This window comes from Thiobaca trueperi, from assembly GCF_004342175.1.
GTDB lineage: Bacteria > Pseudomonadota > Gammaproteobacteria > Chromatiales > Chromatiaceae > Thiobaca > Thiobaca trueperi.
In genome coordinates, this window is the sequence record NZ_SMAO01000006.1 from 168401 (window position 1) to 189639 (window position 21239).

The 21239-nt window shown below is 61.9% G+C and carries 19 protein-coding genes; 6 read left to right on the plus strand and 13 right to left on the minus strand.

Going from position 1 to position 21239, the window contains the following annotated elements; translation table 11 throughout:
- Nucleotides 1–145: 145 nt before the first annotated feature.
- Complete coding sequence (locus tag EDC35_RS12715; protein WP_132977626.1) at nucleotides 146–577, minus strand: pilin; 432 nt, start codon at nucleotides 575–577, stop codon at nucleotides 146–148.
- Between the two features lie 377 nt (nucleotides 578–954).
- On the opposite strand from EDC35_RS12715, the gene EDC35_RS12720 reads away from it, so the two are divergent.
- Together EDC35_RS12720 and EDC35_RS12725 are read left to right on the plus strand one after the other, a co-directional pair.
- Nucleotides 955–1524, plus strand: a complete 570-nt coding sequence (locus tag EDC35_RS12720) for a tetratricopeptide repeat protein (RefSeq protein ID WP_132977627.1) — start codon at nucleotides 955–957, stop codon at nucleotides 1522–1524.
- Nucleotides 1525–1688: 164 nt separating this feature from the next.
- On the plus strand, nucleotides 1689–2033 hold the full coding sequence (locus EDC35_RS12725; RefSeq protein ID WP_132977628.1) for an HVO_A0114 family putative DNA-binding protein: 345 nt from the start codon (nucleotides 1689–1691) through the stop codon (nucleotides 2031–2033).
- 65 nt (nucleotides 2034–2098) lie between these two features.
- Here the strand turns inward: EDC35_RS12725 and EDC35_RS12730 are convergent, their stop codons facing one another.
- The 6 genes from EDC35_RS12730 to EDC35_RS12755 all read right to left on the minus strand — a co-directional run bounded on the left by EDC35_RS12730 (nucleotide 2099) and on the right by EDC35_RS12755 (nucleotide 12186).
- A complete protein-coding gene (locus EDC35_RS12730) occupies nucleotides 2099–5545 on the minus strand; it encodes an acyl-[ACP]--phospholipid O-acyltransferase (RefSeq protein ID WP_132977629.1) in 3447 nt (1148 codons plus the stop codon).
- Nucleotides 5546–5847: 302 nt separating this feature from the next.
- A complete protein-coding gene (locus tag EDC35_RS12735; RefSeq protein WP_132977630.1) occupies nucleotides 5848–8385 on the minus strand; it encodes a DEAD/DEAH box helicase family protein in 2538 nt (845 codons plus the stop codon).
- A complete protein-coding gene (locus tag EDC35_RS12740) occupies nucleotides 8378–9457 on the minus strand; it encodes a PDDEXK nuclease domain-containing protein (RefSeq protein WP_132977631.1) in 1080 nt (359 codons plus the stop codon). The genes EDC35_RS12735 and EDC35_RS12740 overlap by 8 nt, the downstream gene beginning before the upstream one ends.
- An 11-nt stretch (nucleotides 9458–9468) precedes the next feature.
- A complete protein-coding gene (locus EDC35_RS12745) occupies nucleotides 9469–9945 on the minus strand; it encodes a DUF1016 N-terminal domain-containing protein (RefSeq protein ID WP_132977632.1) in 477 nt (158 codons plus the stop codon).
- Entirely contained in the window at nucleotides 9938–11545 is a 1608-nt protein-coding gene (locus EDC35_RS12750) for an Eco57I restriction-modification methylase domain-containing protein (RefSeq protein WP_132977633.1), read from the minus strand. The genes EDC35_RS12745 and EDC35_RS12750 overlap by 8 nt, the downstream gene beginning before the upstream one ends.
- Nucleotides 11542–12186, minus strand: a complete 645-nt coding sequence (locus EDC35_RS12755; protein WP_132977634.1) for an N-6 DNA methylase — start codon at nucleotides 12184–12186, stop codon at nucleotides 11542–11544. The genes EDC35_RS12750 and EDC35_RS12755 overlap by 4 nt, the downstream gene beginning before the upstream one ends.
- Here EDC35_RS12755 and EDC35_RS12760 point away from each other — a divergent pair.
- Together EDC35_RS12760 and corA are read left to right on the plus strand one after the other, a co-directional pair.
- Nucleotides 12185–12394 carry a hypothetical protein gene (locus tag EDC35_RS12760; RefSeq protein ID WP_132977635.1) on the plus strand — a complete coding sequence of 70 codons (210 nt, stop codon included), beginning with the start codon at nucleotides 12185–12187 and terminating at the stop codon, nucleotides 12392–12394. The two genes, EDC35_RS12755 and EDC35_RS12760, sit on opposite strands and share 2 nt — an antisense overlap.
- 86 nt (nucleotides 12395–12480) lie before the next feature.
- On the plus strand, nucleotides 12481–13626 hold the full coding sequence (gene corA, locus EDC35_RS12765) for a magnesium/cobalt transporter CorA (RefSeq protein ID WP_132977636.1): 1146 nt from the start codon (nucleotides 12481–12483) through the stop codon (nucleotides 13624–13626).
- A gap of 58 nt (nucleotides 13627–13684) precedes the next feature.
- Here corA and EDC35_RS12770 read toward each other — a convergent pair whose 3' ends face one another.
- A complete protein-coding gene (locus EDC35_RS12770) occupies nucleotides 13685–14611 on the minus strand; it encodes a cation diffusion facilitator family transporter (RefSeq protein ID WP_132977637.1) in 927 nt (308 codons plus the stop codon).
- 290 nt (nucleotides 14612–14901) lie between these two features.
- On the opposite strand from EDC35_RS12770, the gene EDC35_RS12775 reads away from it, so the two are divergent.
- Together EDC35_RS12775 and EDC35_RS12780 are read left to right on the plus strand one after the other, a co-directional pair.
- Nucleotides 14902–15384: a YchJ family protein gene (locus EDC35_RS12775; RefSeq protein WP_132977638.1), complete on the plus strand. Its 483-nt coding sequence runs from the start codon at nucleotides 14902–14904 to the stop codon at nucleotides 15382–15384.
- 66 nt (nucleotides 15385–15450) lie between these two features.
- Nucleotides 15451–16389 carry an acyltransferase family protein gene (locus EDC35_RS12780; RefSeq protein ID WP_243651640.1) on the plus strand — a complete coding sequence of 313 codons (939 nt, stop codon included), beginning with the start codon at nucleotides 15451–15453 and terminating at the stop codon, nucleotides 16387–16389.
- Here the strand turns inward: EDC35_RS12780 and hisC are convergent.
- From hisC to EDC35_RS12805, 5 genes are all read right to left on the minus strand, one after another.
- Nucleotides 16373–17461, minus strand: coding sequence for a histidinol-phosphate transaminase (hisC, locus tag EDC35_RS12785; protein ID WP_132977639.1), 1089 nt, complete (start codon nucleotides 17459–17461; stop codon nucleotides 16373–16375). The genes EDC35_RS12780 and hisC overlap by 17 nt on opposite strands.
- Nucleotides 17461–18765 (minus strand): histidinol dehydrogenase, encoded by a 1305-nt coding sequence (gene hisD / locus EDC35_RS12790; protein ID WP_132977640.1) that lies wholly within the window; start codon nucleotides 18763–18765, stop codon nucleotides 17461–17463. The genes hisC and hisD overlap by 1 nt, the downstream gene beginning before the upstream one ends.
- A gap of 59 nt (nucleotides 18766–18824) precedes the next feature.
- Entirely contained in the window at nucleotides 18825–19478 is a 654-nt protein-coding gene (hisG, locus tag EDC35_RS12795; protein ID WP_132977641.1) for an ATP phosphoribosyltransferase, read from the minus strand.
- Nucleotides 19475–20752, minus strand: a complete 1278-nt coding sequence (gene murA, locus EDC35_RS12800) for a UDP-N-acetylglucosamine 1-carboxyvinyltransferase (protein ID WP_132977642.1) — start codon at nucleotides 20750–20752, stop codon at nucleotides 19475–19477. Before murA ends, hisG begins: the two co-directional genes overlap by 4 nt.
- A 145-nt stretch (nucleotides 20753–20897) precedes the next feature.
- A complete protein-coding gene (locus EDC35_RS12805) occupies nucleotides 20898–21236 on the minus strand; it encodes an STAS domain-containing protein (RefSeq protein WP_132977643.1) in 339 nt (112 codons plus the stop codon).
- Between the last annotated feature and the right edge of the window lie 3 nt (nucleotides 21237–21239).

Here is a 21239-nt window from a genome sequence, read left to right on the forward strand (position 1 = left end):
TATGAAACAAAAACCACAAACGCCCCAGTCAGTGGGGCGCTTGTAGGTGCACACGATGGTGTTTCGGGTTTGAGAATCAGAGCATTTTCAACGCTCAAAAGCGCACCATCTGCCTCTGGTCGTAACCCGACCCACAACGCTCGTATTAGCGGCAGTTCGCTGGAACGTACTTCGCCTTTGTGGCATCAGAAACCTTGCACGTCCATGTCATCTTGTCTGCGGTCAGGTTGGGCGTGTCTGCCACAAAGACCGGATCCGGGCTCAGAGTCAGGACTACGGCGCCAGCCTTGTCGGATGTGGAAATAGTGATGACACCGGTGGAAGCATCGACCGATACAGCAGAAAGATTTTCAGTCGTGCCTGGAGGGGTCCATCCCAAATCAGCCGACACCGTGCCTGAATAGGCATTTTCGGCGACTGTTGCCTTTGCTGCGGAGCCGAGCGACAGACCTTCAGTCACACGGGCACGGATGAGGTAATCCTGATAAGCAGGAATCGCAATCGCCGCCAAAATACCAATGATCGCGACCACGATCATGAGTTCGATCAAGGTAAAGCCCTGTTGATGCTTTTTCATAACGCTCTCCGCAATGGATGAAACTTTAACTGTTGAGGGAGACTGGGTGGCGGTCTGATACGGCTTACTGCGCTGTCGAAGTCCCCCGAGCGGGCTAAGGCAGCGAGCATGCCAATCTTCAGGATGTAACCCGCGACACCCATGAAGCCTCGCAGTTGCTGGATAGGCCGCACTCGCCGCCCGCCACGGGTCTGTTGAGTCAGATCCGATGTCACACCTCCCCTTGTGCCAACCGGGATGATGGCACACCCACTCCCGTGCCAACTGAGGCGATGGCACACCCCCTGTGCCATGCGGGCGGTTCATTGACGTCTGGTGTTGGGATAGACTCGCTGGTCTGATGGGTTTGACCTTTCTGATTCAGCGAGAGTAACGAGATGCCTTCGATTCGCCTGAGCACCGCGATCACGATCACTGGATTGAGTCGGCGCACCCTGTGGCGCCGCATCAACGAAGGCGGTGTCTCCACCCTCGGCACACACGAACCGGGGGAAGAAACGCGCTTGAATCTGGATGATGTGCTGCCGTTGTCCTCGCTGCCGCTGGAACCGGAGGATCGCGCCATCCTTGTTGCCGCTGATCGGGGCGATGCGGTGGCCCAATGCGATCTTGCCATCCTGCTGCTCAATGCCGACCGACCGGCTGCGGCGATTCCCTGGTTCACGCTGTCCGCGCGACAGTTTTATGCGGATGCGATGTGCTTTCTGGGGCGGTGTTATCTGTCCGGCGAGGGGATCAGCCGCGATGTCGATACCGGGCTGATGTGGCTGAGTCAGGCGGCGGCGAAAGGGCATCCGCTCGCGGAGGATCTGATGGCGTTTTTGCTCAGTCCGGCGGGACGTCAACGGCGGGCAGCGGGAGATCCGCCCGCCCTGGATGCGGCGCTGAATGACATCGAGCGCCGGATGTTGTTGGCGGCTTTGGCAGAGACGGCTGATCCGGCGTGAGGCGGGAGGTTGAGCCATGGGTGGTGCCCCAATCATATGATGGCGATCAACCCCTGACCAAACGCACCCTCTGGCGTTATATCGACAGCGGACGGCTCGCCGCCAGCCGCTCAACGCTCCGAGCCAGACAGTGTATTCCGGGCAGATGTAGCGAGGTGGAGGCGATGAAAGCGATTATCGATATTGCGCATGCAGGCCAAGTGTTCGATGCGGCTTTGGCCGATCTGGCAGCCGGCGGCAATGCCGACTATGTTCTGAGCTTCGAATCCGCACACACGCTATTTTCCGACATCACCCCGGCACGCCTGGACCTGCTCGATGCCTTGGCCCGTCTCGGACCATGCGGCCTTGTCACGCTAGCCAAGGCAACAGGGCGCCATGAGGCCGATGTGCTGACCGATAGCCGACGCTTGATCGAGCTTGGTTTGATCGAGCGCGGAGATGACGACAGGATTAAGGTGCCGTTCGAGATGCTGGAAATTCGCATGACATTGGCGAAAGCCGCTTAAAGTTGTCGATGCATCTGATCAGCCTCTGCACCGCCGTCGCCCTCACCGGCCTGACCAAACGTACCCTATCCCCCCACCGCCAGCCGCCGCACCGCCCCAAAATCAGTCTTGCCGCTACCCAGCTTGGGAATCGCCTCAACCCGCATCACCTGCGCCGGGATGCTCAGTGGATTGACGCCGATCTCCAGCAGACGTCGGCGCAGCAGGTCGGTGTCAATGTCTTCGGCGGTCAGCAGCAGGATGCGCTCGCCCTTGCGCTCGTCGGGCAGATTGACCGCCGCGACCTCCAGTTCGGGCATCCCGAGCGCCCGTCTGACCTGTTCCTCGACCGCGCTCAGGCTGATCATCTCGCCGCCGAGCTTGGCGAAGCGCGAATAGCGATCGACGATGGTGAGGAATCCGTCGGCGTCCAGATGGCCCTTGTCGCCGGTTTTGTACCAGCGTTGGCCGTCCAGTTCGACGACGGCCTCCTGGGTCTTCTCCGGATCCTTCAGATAACCCTTCATGACCTGCACGCCGCCGATCAGGATCAGGCCGTCCTCGCCCACCGGCAGCGCCTCCAGGGTCGCCGGATCGACGATGCGGAAGCTGGTGCCGGGCAGCGGCATGCCGACGGTGCCGGGGCGCGAGCCGGTCTGGATCTTCCAGGTGTCGGTCTCCAGCGCATCGGGGACGTTGACGCTCGCCACCGGCGTGGTCTCGGTCGCACCATAACCCTCGTAGATTGGCTTGTGGAACTTGAGCGCAAAGGCCTCGCGCACTTCCGGCCCCAATCTTTCGGCCCCGGCGACGACGATCCGCAGCGATTGCAGCATCAGCGGATGCACCCGTTTGTTGCGGGTGTAGAGCCGCAGGAAGGTCGAGGTGCTGCACAGCACGGTGGCGCGATAGCGGGCGACGGCCTTGGCGGTGCCCGGCGCGTCGGTCGGGTCGGGATGGCAGACCATGGGGATGCCTTCGAGCAGCGGCAGGAAGGTGGTCGCGGTCAGGCCGAAGGCATGAAAGAGCGGGAGATTGGCAAGGATGATGTCGTCCTGCTCGGTGTTGAGCACATCCGAGATCTGGCGCACGTTCGCCATGATGTTGCGATGGGTGAGTTCGATCCCCTTGGGTGTGCCCTCGCTGCCGCTGGAGAAGAGGATTGCCGCCGTGTCGTCCGCCTTGCTCGGGCGGGCGAAGAATGCGCGCAGCAGCGGTGCGGGCAGCAGACTGGCGACGCCGAGCATGGTCAGCGCACGCAGCGGGCCGATGCTGGCGCGCAGGCCTTCCATTGGGTGCAGGGTCACATCCGGCAGCGTGGCGTTGAGATCGATCCCGCGCTGTTCGAGCTTGCGCAGAAAGCGGTCGGCGGTGATGACATGGCGGATGCCGGCTTTCTCGACGCCGGCCCGCAGTGACTCGGCGCTGGCGGTGTAGTTGAGGTTCACCACCGTCTTGCCGGCCATGAGCGCGGCCAGATTGGCGATGGCCCCGGCGCTGCTCGCGGGCAGCAGGATGCCGACAACCGGCTCCGGCGTCAGTCGCCGCACCTTGCCGGTAAACAGCAGCACCGCCGTGAGCAGACGCCGGTTGGTCAGGGTCGTGCCGATGGAGTCGATGACGGACACGCGCCCGAGGTCGCGTTTGACACTGGCGAGCCAGGCGTGGGGCAGGGTCGGCAGAGTCGCGACATGGCTGTGCCAGGAGGTCACCGAGAGTTCGATCACCGCCTGTTTGACCCGCTCGGCACTGGCGTCGCGCGGCAGTGGTGGACCGAAGGCGACGATCACATCCTGCACACGCCCTTCGCCGCGATTGGCCTTGAGCTTGGCGCTGGCATAGGAGAAACGGCTGCCCCAGAGACCGCGCTGATAGAAGGGCAGGATGACGCCCGATCCGGCCTCGCGCGCCGACAGCTCGAAGCCGCGCTTGAACTCGGAGAGCTGGCCGTTCTTGCTCAGGGTGCCTTCGGGGAAGATGCAGACCACTTCGCCCGCCTCCAGCAGCCGGGCGACGGTCTTGATCGCCTCGCGGCTGCGTCCGCGCGAGATCGGGATCACGCCGAAGAAATCCAGAAAGCGGCGCAGATACCAGCGTTCATAGATCCAGCGTTCCATGACGAAGCGCACCGGGCGCGGGCTTGCCAACTGCACCATCGCCCAATCGACCCAGCTCACATGATTACCGAGCAGCAGCACGCCGCCCTGCGCCGGCAGATTGTTGAGTCCGATGACATGCAGCCGGTAACGGGTCGCCATGACCCGCGCGATGAGAAAGCGCACCAGCGATTGCGGCAGTTGATAGAGCGTGTAAAACGCGCCGAGCAGGGCAATCACACCGAGCGCGATCATCAGCGCCAGACTGCCGACCTCGACGAATGCCGCCGCCACCGTGATTCCGAGGAAACTCAGCATCAGGATGTTCTGGACGAAATTGTTGGCCGCCAGCACGCGCCCCAGTCCGTCCTCGCCGGCATTGAACTGGATCAGCGCATTCAGCGGCACCAGAAAGAGTCCGGCCAGGAAACCGAGCGCCAGAAAGTTGAGCCCATGCGCCCAGGCCGAGCCGAGCCCCGGCAGGATGAAGAGCGCCGCCGCGATGCCGATGGCGCCGACCGGGATCAGCCCGGTCTCGATGTGATGACGCGAGACGCGCCCGGCGACGATGGAGCCGAGGATGATGCCGATCCCCGAGCAGGCCAGCATGCCCTGGATGACCACGGTGTTGTGTTCGCCCAGCGTTTCCTTGGCGAAGGCCGGAAAGACCGCCAGCATCACCTGCGAGATCGACCAGAAGACCGACAGTCCCACGATCGACAGCCAGATGACCTGATTGTCCCAGGCGGCTTTGAGGTTCAGCCGCAGATAGCGCCCGCTGCGGTATTCGCGCCAGTCGAACGGCATGTCATTGCCGGGGGTGGTTTGCGGTAGACGGTAGGCCATGAAGACCTCCATCAATGAACAGCCCACCAGCACCCAGCCGAGCGGGGCGATCAGGTGCATGATCTCGTCGGGTGTGCCGAAACGGGCTCCGGCCAGACGACCCTCGAACAAAATCGAAAAGAAAAAGATCCCGGCCAGGATCGCCGTGGTGGTGGTGGCCTGCACCCAGCCATTGGCGGCGGCCAGCGGTTCCTTGCCGACCAGTTCCTTGATATAGCCGTATTTGGCTGGCGAATAGATGGCACTCTGCGCCGCCAGCAGAAAGGTCATGCCGAAGGCCAGCCAGAACCAGCCCAGGTAATAGCAGAGCGTGATCGCCAGGGTCAGCGCGACCGCGACCCAGGCGCTGGCGCGCATCACTCGATGCTTCGGGAAACGGTCAGCGAGAAAGCCGGACGGCGTGAACAGCAGCACGAAGGGGAGCAGAATCAGCGCATTGACGATGGCCGTCAGCAGGATCTGCGCATCGCCGTCATGCGTTTTGAAGACGGTGTTCTGGATGACGATCTTGTGCCCCAGATCCACGAAGGCATTGAGAAAGATCATCAGGATGTAGGACAGAAAGCCGGTGATGCGGAAGAGCTGACCCATACTATGCCTCGTGTTAAACCGCGCCCAGTGCGGTATGTGATCGTTGGGGATTGAGTCGGCCTTGGCAGAATCGACGACCGTTCGCGCGGGCGCGGTTTAAGATATTAAAAAATATAAATTTTAAACCGCGTCTCCACTGAGATCGATGACATCGCCAAAGCTAAACACAAAATGAAAATGACGCATGTCGCACTGGACGCGGTTTAGCTAACAACTGAGAAACATCGCGTAATGAATTTTGACACCTGTCACAGCCATGCGAGGTACGGGCGTCGGCTGGATTTGCCTTGTTGCTTTGCCCTTTAATCTGTCGCCACGACGGTATCGTAAAGCCCGTAATGGGTCAGCCCCTCATGGCTCTCAATGCCCGTGTAGCGAAGCGACGCATCTTCATAACGTCGGAACGCGAAAACGGCCTGGTTCATCTGTTCGGTGTTGAACACCTTAAGCTCGACGAGCTTACTGAATTCCTTCACCGTCAGGCCGGTGACGGCACGGAACAAATCCGGTTCCAGTTGGGTGATGACATCCTGGAGCGTGTTCTCGCGAAAGTCGGTGAGGTACATGAACGCCGGAATACGGGTGGCGAACTTGATCAGTTTTTCCTGCACCAGCTTGCGCTTGGACTTGTATTCCTTCTCCTCGGCGGAGAGTTCCTTTTTCTCCTTGTCCGACAAATCCTTTTCCTTCGCCTTGTTCTTGAGCGCCTTGACCTTCTCGCTCTTGTTGATGATGGTCTCGATGATGTTGTCGCCCAGCGCGCGCCAGCCCTCGATGCGCTCCACGGCCGCCATCGCCTCGGGGTTGTCCATGATGCGCCGCAGCGTGCCGTTATCCACGTTCACCAGCAGTGCGCTCTCCCACTTGCGCGCCAGTAGCGTGGCCGAGGTGCCCGCCATCGCGATATCGAGGATGCCGCCCGCGTCGATCTGCGTCATGTTCGCGCCGTCGTAAGCCAGTACGGGCAGGAAAGACACGAGATCCTTGACGGCGTTCTCTGGATTCGACTCGTTGGGCGACAGGCCGATGCCGTACTCGGAAAGCTGCCGCAGGGCGCGGGTCGGCGCGAAGTCGAACACGAAACAGACCGGCTTGAGGATGTCCTCCTCGTGCGGATTGTCGCCGTTGGGATTCTTGATGGACCAGGGCGATTGCACGCGGAACGCCGCCTGGAAGTAGGTCTCAGGCGACTTGAGATTGCGCAGCATCAGGATCGATGACCACTGCGGGACCGTCACGCCGGTGGTGAGTTTGCCGCAGGAGAGCGTGATGCTCTTGGTCTCGAAGCCGCTGCCGATGGCCTGACGCACGGGCGGCAGCGCTTCCAGTCCGATGCCCGCTTGAGCGCCCGCTGCCACGATCACCCTGTAGTCATGCCAGAAAGTGTTGTGCTTTTCCGCGAGCAGACTGGCCATCGCATGGCAGGCCGCGACGTTGGGCAGAAACCAGAACGCATGTTGCAGGTACGGCAACAGACGCACATCGGAATACGGGAATGGGGGCCGCGTACCCGTCTTCAGGTGCTCGATCGATTTGGCCATGTAGCCGCCGCGAATGATGTCCAGCCACTTCTGCACATCGCTCTTGTGCGTGAACTTTGCCGCTTTGCCGGTCCCCGATGCCTCGAAGAAAGCGTTGAGGTCGAACTCGTCGAATTCCCCGTCGCTCGCAATCACCAGTAGTTCATCCGGCATCTGATACGTCAGCAAGCGCATCTGCGGCAAAGCCCCGTAGGGGTTCCGCTGCCCCGGATGCTTGGCGGCGAACGCCTCCTTGGCACGCTGCTCGTCGGTATAGGTCCAGTTGAAAATCTGCTCTTCGATGAACTCGCCGGTCGCCAGCGCCTTGAAGGGCGTGCCGGACAGGTAAAGATACGCCCGCGTGGTGATCGGCAGGAACGCGGCTTCCTGCTCCGAAAGCACGGCGAGGTCTTCGTTCATGTCCGTCAGCCCCCCGGCGTATTCGAGCCCGGCCTCCTTTTTCGCGACGGCGTCCTCTTCGCCCTCGAACAATTCCTTGGCGGTCTCGCGCCAGGCGCCGAAATGGTATTCGTCGAATACCACCAGATCCCAGTTCACCGTGTGGATCCATTCATTCTTCGGCTTGATGTTGCCGGCGGCATCGCGGCCGAGCAGATCCTGAAATGAACCGAAATAGACGACGGGTTTTGCGTGGTCGATCTGCGTCGGGTCGCTGCCGGATGAGCGCGACAGATATTGCCAGCCGTCGAAGTCGGCATGGCTTTCGAGGTCGGTCTGCCAGGCGTCTTCGACGGCGGGTTTGAAGGTGAGCACCAGTACGCGCTTGGCGTCGAGTTTTTTGGCGAGTTGGTAGGTGGTGAAGGTTTTGCCGAAACGCATTTTGGCGTTCCAGAGAAAGCGCGGCGCGGCGTTCTGTTTTTCTGCCCGGATCGACTGGTAGTAGTCAAACGTTTTGTTCACCGCCTCGGCCTGCTCGCGGCGCATCGGGAAGGTTTCGTGATGCGTTCCCGCGAACCGCTGGCCGGTGCGCAAATCGGTGAGCACGGTTTTCACGTCCTTGACCGTACAGCGCATCCATTCCAGTTGGACGTTTGCGAAGCCCTTCCTGACCAGTGCCGCGCGCACTTCGTGATCGCTGAAAATGCCGCCGTCGTCGCGCTCGGCGGATTCGTCGAGTTCGATCCGGTAGTTCTTGATGGCGGCGGTCTTGAGCTGCTCGGCGACACGCTGCTTCACGTCGCGTGTGGTTTGCCCGACCTTGAGAAGCCCTTTGTGCGCCGCGTCGGCAATCGAGTAGGCGTAGATGCGCGGCCGGGCTTCTGGTTTAGGCGCGAGGATTTCTTCGACGGGCTTATTCATCCGCGTCACGCTCTTTTTCAAGCGCCAGAGCAAGACGCAGCGCCTCGCTTTCGCGTTCAATCTCCGTGCGAAGTTCTTCTTCCGTGGGCAACACCAGCTTGTAGCGGCTGGCGAACAACTGTTCGCTGCCGTTCAGCACGGAGTAACGCACCACTGAATGATCCTTGGCCTCGCACAGCAGGATGCCGACCGTCGGGTTATCGCCCTCGTTGCGCTTCAGGTCGTCGTACATGCGCACATACATGTCCATCTGGCCGATGTCCTGATGGGTCAGCTCGCCGGTTTTCAGGTCGATCAGCACGAAGCATCTGAGCAGGTAGTTGTAGAACACCAGGTCGATGTAGAAATCCTTGCTCTCGGTGCTGACGCGCTGCTGGCGTGCGACGAAGGCGAACCCCTTGCCCAGTTCCAGCAGAAAGGCTTGCAGTTTGTCCATCAAGCCCTGTTCCAGGCTGGATTCCAGCACGCGGCCCGCGCTCGGCAAGCCCAAAAATTCCAGCATGACCGGATCGCGGACGAACGCGCGTGGCGAATGTTGCAGACGCGCCAGATGTTCCCGCGCCTCGTCGGCTACCGCCGCCTTGTCCTGGCTGAGTAGCAGACGCTCGTAATACAGCGTGCCCATCTGCCGCTCCAGCGCGCGCGAACTCCAGTTCTGTTCGGCGGACTCGTGCATGTACCACAGGCGTGCCGCTTCGTTGTCCAAGCGCGTCAGCAGGCGATAGTGCGTCCAGCTTAATTCGTGACGCAGCGCGTCACACTTTGGAAAAGCGAGATAAAACAGCCGCATATAGCGTAGATTGGAGGCGTCGAAGCCTTTGCCGAACTCGTGCGTCAGTTGCTCGGCGAGCATGGGCAAGAGCCGTTTGCCATACGCAGCGCGTGCCTGCCCGCCCTGCTCGAATTCGACGATGTGACGGCCGATTTCCCAGCAGGTGCGCACCTGAATACTGTCCACGGCACGCAGTGCCTGGGTGCGCGCCTGTGCGATCAACTGGCGCAACTGGCCCAGCAAGGGCGCGGCGCTCGTGGCCGGGTTCTGGGCTGAAGTTTCGTCGATGGGTTTATTCATCGGCACTGTCCTTAAGGAAGCTGAAGCGAGAAGCCGTGCGGGGAGCCGGTACTCGCCGGGTGGCTTATCCTCGACGGCGACTGTTCGCTCAAGGGCGCTCCAGATTCTCCACCCGCCGGGTGGATTTTCCGGGGCGGGATCAATTCAGTACCCGTCGGGTACTGTATTGGTGCTGCCGCGATCGCTCTCGTACTGTAAACAAGGTAAGACTTTCTGAAGTTCTGGAGATTGGGTACGGAAAAACCATGACCGTAGCGCTGCGCCAAGTGCCCGGACAAGGTTTCCAGAACCTGCTTGCCGTACCCCGCCCGCTGCTCGCCCTGCTGCAATTCCTCCACGATCTCGCGCCCGATCAAACAGTAGGCGAGCACCATGTTCGTGTTCACCGCCCGGACGACATTGCCCCGCGCCTGATCAAGGATGGAGACGACGCGCCCAAAGAGCGCGTCGGGCTGCTCCGCAGGAATCGTCTGCTTTGGCTTACTCATTTTCGGCTTCGTCTGGGACGGCTTCATCGAAAAGTTCGCTGTCGTGCTCGGCGACCTGCGATTCGATGAAGGCGATCTCGTCCTTGGTCAGCCCGTACCGCTTGTAGAGCTTGGCGTCGGTCCATTCTTGGTTGAGGGGAAGGTCTGGTACGAATGCGTATACGTCGCGCGTGGCGTGCTGCGTGGCCTTGCGGAGAGAAACCAGAAACCTGACAAAGCGTGTTCGCAGATATTTTGCGTAGTTGATGGCTTCTGTCTCGTCATCGAAGTGGCCGGCAACGAGGTAGGTTTCAGTACATGCAGTACCCGGCTCGGCAATGATGGGCTTACTGAGGAATTTGGTCTCAACCGCCGCGCTTGTTCCCTGAACGGCTGTCATCAGCACCTTCCACTCGTCAATCCACGCCGAATTGACAGCAATCGTCGTGCGCTCAATCCAACCGGTACGCTGGTTCTCGAAGAGCTGTATCGGTTTCTTCAAGCCCGCTTTAGTAGGCTTGCCCTTGAAGTTCGTCGCCAGCCCAAATGGCTTACGGCTGGATACGCGAGCATCTAACGTCGGCTCCTCCTTCGCCCTGACCTTCTCCAAAATTGGCACCGCCTCATTGCGCCGAATCAGAATGTCATAGGAATCGAGGTAACGAGCCACCGCTGGCCCCGTCGGCTGTCCGTCCCAGATCGTTTGCACCGTGCACGGCCCCTGATAGTCGCGATCCCACAGAAAATAGGAGATACCGCCACGAATCTTCACCCCCGGAAAGCCCTCGTAGAGCTTCGGGTAGTCCACGATCTGCCGCATACGCTTGTCCGACAGCATCCTCTGCCGGTATTTATCGAGCCCCTTGCCGCCTGCCATCCAGCGCGACGGCGTCACGAATACCGCGTAGCGCGGTTCGAGTTCAAGCGCCTGCTCCACGAACAACTGATAAATCGGCGCGGCACTCGTGCCATAGCCGCCATCGGCCAACTGGTAGGGCGGATTGCCAATGATCACGTCGAACTGCATGTCGTCTCCAAACAACTCGGACACCCGAGCCTTGATGTCATTGGTGTGGATGAACGCATAGGCGTGGGTTTCCAGTTCTTCCCCACGGTCAAGGGCACTTTGGCTGGCCCCACAGAAGGTGCATTTGCCATTGACCCAGACATGCTCGACGCGCTCGAACCAGATGTTGCCCGCCTCACTGTCAAAGCCCTTGGCGACGGAATGCGCCCCATTGGCTTGCTTCGAGCAATACACGCTGCGCCGCGCCAGCAGGCTGGTCAGATGCGTAATGCCGATGCCGAACACCTGCCGGGTCAGGATGTGATCGACGCGGGCCTGGAGGTCGGGCATCTCGTCCGCCAGTCCCTTGACGAGGTGGCTGGCGATCTCGCGCAGGAAGACGCCCGACTTCGTACAGGGATCGAGAAAGCGTACTGTTTTATCGGCCCAGAGATTCGCTCCGTCATGGCTGCTCGCCCAGGCTTCGGCCAGCGTATCCAACATCCGGTTAGCGAACTCGGGCGGCGTAAAAACTTCGTCGTTGGATAGATTCGCAATGCAGGTCAGCACGTCGGGATTGCGCCCCCGCAACGAAAAACTCGCCTGTTCAGTCATCCCGTCGCTTCCAGATGCAAGGAGGCCAGATCGTTCACCGTCATTGGCGGATAGGTTTTGGTCGGTGTAAAAATTTCGTGCTTGCCGAGGTGAGCGAAGAGCGAGCCTTCTGCGCTGAAGGCGGACGAACCGGTCAGCACCTCAAAATTGAAATCGCGCCGTTGAAACTTGCCCTTACCGAGATAGCCCCATTCCGCAAAGGTGATCGGTTGTCCATCGCTGGCCAGCATTTTCAGGGCGTCGCCATGGACGAGATTCCACGAGAGCACGTAAAACGCTGCCCGGTACAGGTCGTCCGACGTCTCGATATTCAGGTACTCGGCGAAGATGTCCAACAGGTTCGCGCGGCACTCGGCGATGTTGTCCGCCAGCAGTTCGATACCGTAGATGCACATCAGCGCATACAACGCAAAGTGCCGCCGCTCGAAATCCGATTGGCCATATTTGAGTTCGACGGCAGCGAGCTTGCGTTGCAGGACGCAAACCAGAAAATTCCCGCTTCCGCACGCCGGTTCAAGAAAACGGGAGTCGATGCGCTCCGATTCGTCCTTGACGAGGTCGAGCATGGCATCGACCATCCACGCGGGGGTAAAGACCTCCCCGTGGTCGGTGACACGCTGTTGGGACTTGATTAGGGACATGAGCGGAAAACGTCTGGCTGTGACTCGCATGGATTTTGCATCCTACTCCCCGCCGCCGCCAGAAATCCAGCCTAAACGTGGACGCTTGCCGGGCTGGATCGCAGCGGCGATGCGAGCCGACAAAAAAGGAATCGAGGGCGCGCGAATGCACCTGCCGGACGGCGGGATGCCCGTCCAGTTGGCGCAGGGCGAGCCGGGTCGAGCGTGAGATCCGCGGCAGGCGGCAAACTTGATCCTGGACCCCGCACAGCCGATAGTGGCCGCCTCTCCATCTGGCGACCAGATCACAACATCATGCGCGACCCCGTCACCCCTCCCAATCACAGCCCACGGCGCAAGCATGCCGCACGCGCACGCACGCGCCTGCCGCGCGTCAAGCGCTCCCAGCCGGGACTGCCTGCCGGCATCGAATACCATGAGCTGACGCAGAGCGCAAACAGCGCGCCAGCGCGGGTCTGCTGCATCGACTACAGCCCCGAGCGGATCCAGGTCCAGGAGGTCGGCGACATCGCCGCCTTTCTGACCAACCATCGCCCCGATTGGACCCAGGTGCGCTGGATTCATGTCGAAGGTTTGCAGGATCGCCGTGTCGTTCGCGCGCTGGCGGAGAAATATCAACTGCATCCGCTGGCGATTGAGGATGTTCTGGACGGCGGGCATCGCCCCAAGCTGGAGGATTTTCCGGCGATTGGCGAGCTGCCCGGACGGCTCTTCGTCATGGCGCGCGGCGTGCGTCTGGTGGAGGATCAGATGCTGGCCGAGCAGATCGGCTTTTTTCTGGGGCGCAACACGCTCCTGAGTTTTCAGCAGACCTCCAGTCCGGCCATCAACGAGATTCGGCAGCGGCTGGACAATCCGCGCTCGCGGGTGCGCCAGCACGATGCCAGTTTCCTGCTCTATGCCCTGATCGATGCCCTGGTCGATCGCTTTTTTCCGCTGCTCGACGCCAGTTCGGAACGGCTGGAGATGGCCGAGGAGGCCGTCCTCACCTGTCCCGAGACCCAGAGCCTGCACGCGCTGCATCTGATCAAGCGCGATCTGGTGATGATCCGCCGCACCGCCTGGCCGATGCGCGAACTGGTATCACAGCTCCAGCGCGAGCATCACGAATGTCTGTCGGCGATCACCCAGACCTATTTTCGCGATGTTTACGATCATTGCGTGCAGATCATCGATCTGATCGAGACCTACCGCGAGATCGCCAGCGCCGTGGCCGAGACCTATGTCTCGGTCGTCTCCAACCGCACCAACGACATCATGAAGGTGCTGACCATCATCGGCACCATCTTCATTCCTTTGACCTTTCTGGCCGGCGTCTATGGCATGAACATCCCGATGCCCGAAACGCACTGGCAAGCCGCCTATCCGGTGTTCTGGGCCGTCTGTCTGGGCATCGCCGGCTTCATGCTGTGGCGCTTCCGGCGCGGCGGCTGGCTGTAGGCGGGTTCCGGGAGACGCGGGGATTCCGGTCAGACGGCCTCGGTGGCCCGATAAAAAGCTATAAGTGTTCGGGATCGGCAGTAAAGATGATGGTGAGCCAGCGATCCGGCCCGGCGCAGCCGATGGCCTCGCCGATCTCCGCGCGCATGGCGTCGAACGCCGTGATGGGCAGACTGAGATCGGAGGGCACCAGGACCGAGATCTCGATGAAGCAGGCGCGACCGGTCTTGGAAAGATAACTGCGGTAGTCCAGGAAGCCGTGACGGCGGACGAATTCAGCCATCGCCGCGCGCACTTGCGCGTCCGTGTCGGGCGGACTGATGAGCAGGATCTCGCGATAGGAGTCGCGCGCCTCGCGAAAGGGCAGGGGCAGCAGGACCAGGGTGACGATTGCCAGCACCAGCGGATCGATGAAGCGGATCCAGCCCTCGGCGGCGGTCCCGCGCATGAGCAGCGCCGCGCCGAAGGCGATCAGGAGCGCGGTGGTGATCAGCGCCGACAGCAGCCACGCCTTCAAATCCAATCCGACCAGGGCTGAATCGATGCGCTCGGCCTGACGTCCCAGCCACCACCACATGCCGAAGGAGATCAGGGCGACCAGGGCGGCATAGCTCAGGGCAAGCCCGAACTCCGGCTCATAGCCGCCCTTCAGGAGACTGTTCACCGCGCTCAGAAAGGCATAAGCGACCAGGGCGATGAGCACTGAGGATTTCAGGGCGATGACCAGTGGCTCCAGATGCCAGAAACCGTACTGGAAGCGGCGGTCATCGCCCTGCATGGCGACCAGTCGGGCGACCTTGAGGGTCAGCCAGGTGATGGCGACATCAGCCAGCGAAAAGAGACCGTCGAAGAGGATCGCAGGAGAGCGCGCCATGAGCCCAAAGGCAACCCCGAGCCCGGCGATCAGGAGCGTCGCCCACACCGAGAATTCTAATAGCCGCGCCTCCAGCTCGTTGCGTAACCGCATCACACGTTCGTTCCGCATCCTCGCGTTCCCCTTATGCCGCTGGATCGTTATTGGTCGATTGTCTGGCAGACCGGGGGCGCATTGTAGCAGCGGGCGGGCGAGGATTCAGGCGCCTCAAGTACTGGCTCGTGCCGCGCCCTTTGCACAACCACATGTGCAGAGGCATTCAAACATGTCCTTCGCTGCGGGTGTTCCATTGACAGCCGGCACGCAATACGAACAAGATCGCCGCCCTCGTTATCCGATCCTCGCGATCCCCGCTGTGGGGCAGGGGGCTCGACAAGAACCATTTTTCAGGAGTGTTATCGATGTCTGTCTGTGTCTGCGGTTCCGGTCTTGAATTCGCTGCCTGCTGCGAGCCGATTCTGGCCGGTCAACCGGCGCCAACGGCTGAGGCGCTGATGCGCTCGCGCTATGCCGCCTATGCGGTCGGCAATCTGGATCATCTCGAACGCACCGCCACGTCTGAGGCGCGCGAAGCCTTCAATCGCGCGGATGCCGAGCAGGTGGCCGATGAGACGACCTGGCTGGGACTGGAGATCCGTCAGGTCGTGGATGGCGGGGTTGAGGACGAGACCGGACAGGTGGAATTCGTGTTCCGTTACCGTTTGCAGGGGCGGAAGATGATGCAGCACGAACTGGCCGATTTTCGTCGCGAAGACGGCCTGTGGCTGTATCAGGGCAGTCAGATGAATCCCAAATCGCCGCCGGTGCGGGTGTCGAAGGTCAATCGCAACGATCCCTGCGCCTGCGGTTCGGGGAAAAAAGCCAAGAAATGCTGCGGGGTCTGATTTGTGGCGAGTGTCGTTCCCGGACATCGCCTGAAATCAGCCGGATCCCGTAACAGGGGCGTGGATGTGCTCCGCGTCCTCTGTATTTTCTACATCGTTGGCTACTGGCATCTGATGCCTTATACGACCGCCTTGCCGGGATACGCCAACTGGTTCACCGAGGCGCTGAAATACATCGCGCTCGGAACCTTCGTCTTCTGTTCCGGTTTTCTGCTCGGACGCCAGCCGGTGACGCTCGATCCGTCTGGACTCGGCACCTTCTACCGGCGCCGGCTGCTGCGCATCTATCCGCTGTATCTGCTGGCCCTGATCCTCTTCGGACTGGCCGGTCTCGCCAGTCTCGGGCAGGTCATCGACGGCATCTTTCTGATCTCGATGTTCGACCCGCCGGCCATGCCGACGCTCTGGTTCGTCACCATGATCATGGCCTTTTATCTGCTTGCGCCGCCGCTGATCCGGCTGGCGGATCGCCCTGTCTGGATGCTGCTCGCCGTCGCTCTGCTGATGCTGGCGCTGATTGTCCAGCATCGGCTGATTCAGACCATCGACCTGCGGATCCTCATGTATCTGCCCGTCTTCGCGCTCGGCATTTTTTACCAGCGACAACCGGCGCTCAGGGGTTTTCTGACGGACAACCAGTGGCCGTTGCGGCTGCTCCTGTTGCTGATGCTTCCGTTGAGCCGGATCGGCAACGAATGGTCAGTGAGCGGCGCCCTGACCATCGTGCCCTTGATTCTGATCGGCGCCCTGACGCTGTTCGTCCTGGCCGACCGGATCGCCGGTCGGCTCCATGGTCCGACCATCGCCTTTCTCGCCTATACGAGCTTCGGTCTCTACCTGTGTCACCGACTCGTCTTCCAGGCGTTAATCGGGATGTATTTTCCGGAGCAGGGATGGGTTCAGGCGCTTTATCTCATGGCGGTCGGACTGCCTGCTGGCATCCTGCTTGCCTATGGCGTTCAGCGCGGCTATGACGGACTGACCGGCGCTACCCGCCTGCGCTGACCAGTGCGGTCAGGGCGGCGATGAAGGCGGCGTTCTCCTCCGGCAGGCCGACCGTCACCCGCAGACAGTCTTTGAGCTGCGGATGTGCTCCGTTGAGGTTTTTGATGAGAATCCCGCGTTCCTTGAGTCCGGCGAAGATGGCGTCCGCCGTGCCGTCCGCCATGCGGATGAGGATGAAATTGGCCTCGCTCGGATAGGCGTGAATGCCGGGGATGCGGTGCAGCGCCTCGAACAGATGGCCGCGCTCGACCCGGATGGCGTGGGTCTGCTCGTCCAGCACGGCCTTGTGTCTGAGCGCGAAGGTTGCCGAGACCTGGGTGAGGACGTTGACGTTATAGGGCAGACGAACCTTGTCGATCTGCTCGATCCAGGCCGGCGGACCGACCAGATAGCCGAGCCGCAGCCCGGCCAGACCCATCTTGGAGACGGTACGCATCACCAGCAGATTCGGCCAGTCGCCGATCAGGCCGAGAAAACTGGCGTCGGTGAAGGGCGAATAGGCCTCATCGACGATCACCAGACCGGGCGCGGCCTCGATGATGCGGACCATGTCGTCGGCGTCGAAGCGGTTGCCGGTCGGGTTGTTGGGATAGGCGAGATAGATCAGCGCCGGCTGTTCGCGCTCAATGGCCTCCAGCACGGCGGGCAGATCAATGGAAAAATCGTCCGTCGCGAGCGGCACGCCGACATGCTCCATGCCGGCGAAGAGCCCGATCATCCGGTACATGACGAAACCGGGCTCCAGCGACAGGATCTTGCGTCCCGGCTGGGCGACCGTCATGGCCAGCATCTGGATGATCTCGTCCGAGCCGTTGCCGAGCAGCAGACCCATGTCGTCCGGGATGTCCATCGCCTCGCGCAGCGCGGCCTGGAGCGCCTGCCCTTGGGGATCGGGATAGCGGTTGATCTCGACCGCGCGCAGCGCGTCAAGCCAGTCGGACTTGAGCGCCTCGGGCCAGACATAGGGGTTTTCCATGGCGTCCAGCTTGATGAGTCCGGCCGCTTCGGGGACATGATAGGCCCGCAGCGCGCGGATCTCGGGGCGGACCAGTTCGGCGATCAGATCATTCATCAGACATCCTCTCCACGATATTCAGCCGAGCGTGCATGCGCCGTCAGACCTTCGCCGCGCGCCAGCACCGAGGCGATCCTGGCGAGTTCGGCTGAACCGGCGCGCGAGGCCTGGATGAGACTGGATCGCTTCTGGAAATCGTAGACCCCGAGCGGCGAGGAAAAACGCGCGGTGCGCGAGGTCGGCAGAACATGGTTCGGCCCGGCGCAGTAGTCGCCGAGCGCCTCAGCGGTATAACGGCCCATGAAGACGGCCCCGGCGTGACGGATGCGCCCGACGATGGATTCGGGGTCTTCAATCGAGAGCTCCAGATGCTCGGGCGCGATGCTGTTGGCAACCGCGATGGCGTCATCCAGATTGCGCGCCAGGATGAGTGCGCCGCGCCTGTTGAGTGCGGAGGAGATGATGGGCGCACGCTCCATGGTTGGCAGCAGTTTGTCGATGCTGGCCGCGACCTGATTGAGAAAATCGCCATCCCAACTCACCAGAATCGACTGGGCGTCCTCGTCGTGTTCGGCCTGCGAGAAGAGATCCATCGCGATCCAGTCGGGGTCGGTCGCCCCATCGCAGATCACCAGGATTTCGGACGGGCCGGCGACCATGTCGATGCCGACCTGACCGAAGACGGCGCGCTTGGCGGTCGCCACATAGATGTTGCCGGGACCGACGATCTTGTCCACGCCGGGGATGGTCGCGGTGCCATAGGCCAGCGCCGCGACCGCCTGTGCCCCGCCGATGGCGAAGGCGCGATCCACCCCGGCGATATGCGCGGCGGCCAACACCAGATCGTTGAGTTCGCCGTCCGGGGTCGGCACCACCATGATGAGCTCGCCCACCCCCGCGACCTTGGCCGGGATGGCGTTCATCAGCACCGACGAGGGATAGGCCGCCTTACCGCCGGGGACATAGAGCCCGGCGCGATCAAGCGGCGTCACCTGCTGACCGAGCAGGGTGCCGTCCGGCTCGCGGTAGCTCCAGCTTGCGAGCTTCTGATGTTCGGCATAGGCGCGGATGCGTGCTGACGCCTGTTCCAGCGCCTCGCGCTGCGCGGTGTGAATGGACTGCCACGCCTCCTCCAGTCGTGCGCGCGGGATCTCCAGCGCGGCCGGCGAGACGGGCGTCCAGCGGTCGAAGCGAGTGGTGTAATCCAGCAGGGCAGCATCGCCACGGGCGCGTACCGAGCGGATGATCTCGGCGACGATCTGTCCGACCCGATCATCGGAAACCGACTCCCAGGCAAGAAGCGCGTCGAGCCGTGTGCGGAAATCGGCGTCAGCGGTGGATAGACGTTGGATGTCGGTCACGACTGATTTCACTCCTATGGGATGGGACGCTTGATCACAAAGTTCAGGGTGGTCCCTGTCTACCCGGCGCTGCGCGTGGTGACGGCCTCACGCAGCAGGGTCAGCAATGCGTTCACGGTCTCGTGTTTCATTTTCCAGGATGCCTTGTTGACCACCAGACGCGAGCTGATGTCGGCGATATGCTCCAGCGGCACCAGCCCGTTGGCCTTGAGGGTGTTGCCGCTCTCGACCAGATCGACGATCAGATCAGCCAGACCGACCAGCGGGGCCAGTTCCATCGAGCCATAGAGCTTGATGATCTCGACCTGCTGGCCCCTGGCGGCAAAATAGCGTTCGGCGCTGTGGACATATTTGGTGGCGATTCGCAACCGGCGCGAGGTCGGCGGCTGGGTGTCCGGTTTGCCGGCGACCATCAGCCGGCAGCGGGCGATGCCCAGATCCAGCGGTTCGTAGAGTCCCTCGCCGCCGTGCTCCAGCAGCACGTCCTTGCCGGAGACGCCAAGGTCCGCCGCGCCGTACTGCACATAGGTGGGCACGTCGCTGGCACGGATGATGACGAATTTGACCTGCGGATGCGTCGTTTCCAGGATCAGCTTGCGGCTGGTCTCAGGATCTTCCAGCGGCGCGATCCCGGCATGGGCCAGCAGCGGCAGGGTCTGTTCGAGGATGCGGCCCTTGGAGAGCGCGATGGTCAGGGGTGCGTTCAGATTCATGTGATGGCCGTCCGACTGTCCCCGGCGACGCGCTGGATGTTGGCGCCCAGGGCGAGGAGCTTTTGTTCCATGGTCTCATAGCCGCGATCCAGGTGATAGATGCGGTCGATCAGGGTCTCGCCAGTCGCGACCAGACCCGCCAGCACCAGACCGGCGGAGGCGCGCAGATCGGTCGCCATGACCGGCGCGGCGGTCAGACGCTCGACCCCGCGACAGATGGCGACATTGCCCTCGATGCGGATATCGGCGCCCATGCGCTGCAACTCGGGGACGTGCATGAAACGGTTCTCGAAGATGGTTTCGGTCACGGTCCCGACCCCTTCGGCGATGCTGTTCAGGGCGCAGAACTGCGCCTGCATGTCGGTCGGGAAGGCCGGATGCGGCGCGGTGTGGATCTCCACGGCGCGCGGGCGTCGGCCCCGCATGTCGAGCTCGATCCAGTCCGATCCGGTGACGATCTCGGCGCCGGCCTCGCGCAGCTTTTGCAGCACGGCGTCCAGACAGTCCGGGCAGGTGTCGTTGACCCGCACCCGTCCGCCGGTCATGGCCGCGCCCACCAGAAAGGTGCCGGTCTCGATGCGGTCGGGCATGACGCGATAGTCAGCACCGCCGAGCCGGTCCACGCCCCGGATGCGGATCAGATCGGTGCCTGCGCCCTCAATGCATGCGCCGAGCGCATTGAGGAAATCGGCCAGATCGATCACCTCCGGCTCGCGCGCGGCGTTCTCGATCAGGGTTTCGCCCTGGGCCAGGGCGGCGGCCATCATCAGATTTTCGGTGCCCGTGACCGAGACCATTTCCATCACCAGACGCGCTCCCTGCAACCGATCCGCGCGGGCGCGGATATAACCGCCTTCGACCGTCACCTCGGCCCCCATGGCGCGCAGTCCGTCGATGTGCAGATTGACCGGACGCGCGCCGATGGCGCAGCCGCCGGGCAGCGAGACATCGGCACGTCCATAGCGCGCCACCAGCGGTCCCAGCACCAGGATCGAGGCGCGCATGGTCTTGACCAGCTCATAGGGCGCGGCGAAGCTGGTCAGCGGGCGCGGCTCGCTCCACACCGTATCGCCATCCTGCGTCAGTTGGGCGCCCATGCGCTCCAGGAGCGCGAGGGTGGTCTTGATGTCACGCAGTCGCGGCACATTGGTCAGCGTCACCGGCGCCTCGGCCAGCAGGGTCGCGGCCAGGATCGGCAGGGCGGCGTTCTTGGCGCCCGATGCGCGGACTTTGCCATGCAACGCGGAACCGCCGGTAATCAGAAGTTTATCCATGAAATAATTGGGAATCGCGGAAGGGTGAAAGAGGCTGCCAGGCGCAATCCGGGCGGTTTGAATCCTGATGCGCGTCTCAAATAGACAGGATTAACAGGATTTTCCAGGATGGACAGGGTTTTTCAAACCGTTGTTTTAAATCCTGTTAATCCTGTCCATTGACAGTCTGTCGGTCGGGGTCGGGGACGACCGGCAGCAGATCCTGAAGATTGGAGAAGGCGGCGATCCGGTGCAGCGAGTCCGGCAGATGGAGATAAACGAGACGGATGTCGCGCGACTCGGCCATCTCCATCCATTCGAGCAGGAGCGCGAGCCCCGCGCTGTTGGCGAACTCGACCGCAGCCAGATCGATTTCCAGATGCGCGAGCGAACGCAGCGCCGGATTTCGGAACAGCTTTTCAGCCTCGGCGACCAGACCGGGCACGGTCGTGAAATCCAGCGCGCCAGCGAGACGCCAGCGACCGGCATCCGTCTGGAGCGTCACCGC

What these genes read in the sequence shown, in the direction of transcription:
- EDC35_RS12725 (WP_132977628.1), top strand. Translation starts at nt 1,689, where the DNA reads ATGAAAGCGATTATCGATATTGCGCATGCAGGCCAAGTGTTCGATGCG.
- EDC35_RS12760 (WP_132977635.1), top strand. Translation starts at nt 12,185, where the DNA reads ATGAGCGGAAAACGTCTGGCTGTGACTCGCATGGATTTTGCATCCTAC.
- EDC35_RS12730 (WP_132977629.1), bottom strand. Translation starts at nt 5,545, where the DNA reads ATGGGTCAGCTCTTCCGCATCACCGGCTTTCTGTCCTACATCCTGATG.
- hisG (WP_132977641.1), bottom strand. Translation starts at nt 19,478, where the DNA reads ATGAATCTGAACGCACCCCTGACCATCGCGCTCTCCAAGGGCCGCATC.
- EDC35_RS12770 (WP_132977637.1), bottom strand. Translation starts at nt 14,611, where the DNA reads ATGCGGAACGAACGTGTGATGCGGTTACGCAACGAGCTGGAGGCGCGG.
- EDC35_RS12775 (WP_132977638.1), top strand. Translation starts at nt 14,902, where the DNA reads ATGTCTGTCTGTGTCTGCGGTTCCGGTCTTGAATTCGCTGCCTGCTGC.
- murA (WP_132977642.1), bottom strand. Translation starts at nt 20,752, where the DNA reads ATGGATAAACTTCTGATTACCGGCGGTTCCGCGTTGCATGGCAAAGTC.
- hisC (WP_132977639.1), bottom strand. Translation starts at nt 17,461, where the DNA reads ATGAATGATCTGATCGCCGAACTGGTCCGCCCCGAGATCCGCGCGCTG.
- EDC35_RS12755 (WP_132977634.1), bottom strand. Translation starts at nt 12,186, where the DNA reads ATGTCCCTAATCAAGTCCCAACAGCGTGTCACCGACCACGGGGAGGTC.
- EDC35_RS12715 (WP_132977626.1), bottom strand. Translation starts at nt 577, where the DNA reads ATGAAAAAGCATCAACAGGGCTTTACCTTGATCGAACTCATGATCGTG.
- EDC35_RS12745 (WP_132977632.1), bottom strand. Translation starts at nt 9,945, where the DNA reads ATGAGTAAGCCAAAGCAGACGATTCCTGCGGAGCAGCCCGACGCGCTC.
- corA (WP_132977636.1), top strand. Translation starts at nt 12,481, where the DNA reads ATGCGCGACCCCGTCACCCCTCCCAATCACAGCCCACGGCGCAAGCAT.
- EDC35_RS12735 (WP_132977630.1), bottom strand. Translation starts at nt 8,385, where the DNA reads ATGAATAAGCCCGTCGAAGAAATCCTCGCGCCTAAACCAGAAGCCCGG.
- EDC35_RS12750 (WP_132977633.1), bottom strand. Translation starts at nt 11,545, where the DNA reads ATGACTGAACAGGCGAGTTTTTCGTTGCGGGGGCGCAATCCCGACGTG.
- EDC35_RS12740 (WP_132977631.1), bottom strand. Translation starts at nt 9,457, where the DNA reads ATGAATAAACCCATCGACGAAACTTCAGCCCAGAACCCGGCCACGAGC.
- EDC35_RS12720 (WP_132977627.1), top strand. Translation starts at nt 955, where the DNA reads ATGCCTTCGATTCGCCTGAGCACCGCGATCACGATCACTGGATTGAGT.